This is a genomic window from Pseudomonas sp. MD195_PC81_125 (assembly GCF_014060985.1).
GTDB lineage: Bacteria > Pseudomonadota > Gammaproteobacteria > Pseudomonadales > Pseudomonadaceae > Aquipseudomonas > Aquipseudomonas parakoreensis.
Genome location: NZ_JABULD010000273.1, coordinates 1 through 1506 on the forward strand (window position 1 = coordinate 1; position 1506 = coordinate 1506).

The 1506-nt window shown below is 54.6% G+C and carries 3 protein-coding genes; all 3 read right to left on the reverse strand.

The features are described 5' to 3' along the window. On the reverse strand, window positions 1-101 hold a 101-nt coding region (locus HT737_RS32730; RefSeq protein WP_374011158.1), incomplete at its 3' end, for a hypothetical protein. Window positions 102-341: 240 nt separating this feature from the next. Beyond that, complete coding sequence (rplQ, locus tag HT737_RS12125) at window positions 342-728, reverse strand: 50S ribosomal protein L17 (protein ID WP_003176402.1); 387 nt, start codon at window positions 726-728, stop codon at window positions 342-344. Window positions 729-770: 42 nt separating this feature from the next. Then, window positions 771-1506 (reverse strand): DNA-directed RNA polymerase subunit alpha (locus tag HT737_RS12130; RefSeq protein ID WP_182402668.1); only part of this gene is annotated, 736 nt, incomplete at its 5' end.

Genomic DNA, 1506 nt, shown 5'->3' on the forward strand with positions numbered 1-1506 from the left:
TCGTCGAGCAGCAGCGGGCCACGAGGGCCGGCGGAGCGAGAATTCTGGTTATCAGCGACAGGTGCGCCACTGGCGGTCGTAAGCGTTTTGAACTGGCTCATACGGTCTTCTTCCTCTGTCAGTCTTGAAACTGCCGGCTAATCGGCTTGCTGGGAAGTATTGATCATCGATCTAACACCTACAAATTTATTAATCTGTAGTCATCGATAGATAAATACTAATTATTTTTCCCAACACATAGTGACAACAGAACAATGTCAGAAGCTTGTACGAACAGCGCATTTTCTTGCGGGCACAAAAAACCGGGCACTAGGCCCGGTTTTTCGTTTCAGACTGACGTCTTACTCGGCGGATACAGCTTCGCCAGCAGTAGCACGATCAACCAACTCGACGTACGCCATAGGCGCGTTGTCGCCAGCGCGGAAACCGCACTTGAGGATGCGCAGGTAGCCACCCTCACGGGTAGCGTAACGCTTGCCCAGGTCGTTGAAGAGCTTACCAACGATAGCTTTCGAACGAGTACGGTCGAAAGCCAGACGGCGGTTAGCCAGGCTGTCTGTCTTGGCCAGAGTGATCAGCGGCTCGGCAACGCGGCGCAGTTCTTTGGCTTTTGGCAGAGTAGTCTTGATCAGCTCGTGCTCGAACAACGACACCGCCATGTTCTGGAACATGGCCTTGCGGTGCGAGCTGGTGCGGCTCAGGTGACGCCCACTTTTACGATGACGCATGGTTCATTCCTTACCAAACACTACGTTCGGTGATTACGACGATCAGGCAGTCGCCTTGTCGTCCTTCTTAAGACTTGCAGGCGGCCAGTTGTCGAGGCGCATGCCGAGGGACAGACCGCGGGAGGCCAGAACGTCCTTGATTTCAGTCAAGGATTTCTTGCCCAGGTTCGGAGTCTTCAACAGCTCTACTTCGGTACGCTGAATCAGGTCGCCGATGTAGTAGATGTTTTCCGCCTTAAGGCAGTTAGCCGAACGTACAGTCAGTTCCAGATCGTCAACCGGGCGAAGCAGGATCGGATCGATCTCGTCTTCCTGCTCGACAACCACTGGCTCACTGTCACCTTTGAGGTCGACGAACGCAGCCAACTGCTGTTGCAGGATGGTTGCAGCGCGGCGGATAGCCTCTTCAGGATCCAGAGTACCGTTGGTTTCCAGATCAATAACCAGCTTGTCCAGGTTGGTACGCTGCTCGACACGGGCGTTTTCCACCACGTATGCGATACGGCGAACCGGGCTGAACGAAGAGTCGAGCTGCAAGCGACCAATGCTGCGGCTTTCGTCTTCATCGCTCTGACGCGAGTCGGCTGGTTCATAACCACGACCACGAGCTACGGTGAGCTTCATGTTCAGGGCGCCGTTAGACGCCAGGTTAGCGATTACGTGATCGGGGTTAACGATCTCGACATCATGATCCAGCTGAATATCGGCAGCGGTAACCACCCCCGAACCCTTCTTCGACAAGGTCAGCGTAACTTCGTCACGACCGTGCAGCTTGATG